The 258-nt window shown below is 68.2% G+C and carries 1 pseudogene; it reads right to left on the bottom strand.

Annotated features, from left to right (window positions below):
* Positions 1-258, bottom strand: a pseudogene (locus tag EOC06_RS39085) (sugar ABC transporter ATP-binding protein); the annotation flags it as partial.

Here is a 258-nt window from a genome sequence, read left to right as displayed (position 1 = left end):
CCTCCGCTCCGCCCATCGCCGTCACCAGCCGGTCGCGGTCGAAGGCACTGGCGGCGTCGGCGACAACCACCTTGCCGTCGCGCATCACCACGATGCGATCGGCGTTGCGCAGCACCTCACCCAGCACATGCGAGATCAGGATGCAGCTTTTGCCGCCGGCGACGAAGCGGCGCACGAAGGCCAGCAGCTGGCCCGCCGTATGCGCATCGAGCGACGATGTCGGCTCGTCGAGGATGACGAGGTCGACCCGATCCTGAG

The sequence above is a fragment of the Mesorhizobium sp. M7A.F.Ca.MR.362.00.0.0 genome, from assembly GCF_004023175.1.
Classification (GTDB): domain Bacteria; phylum Pseudomonadota; class Alphaproteobacteria; order Rhizobiales; family Rhizobiaceae; genus Mesorhizobium.
Note: the sequence above shows the minus strand (reverse complement) of the source record. Positions and strands in the feature narration are given on the sequence as shown.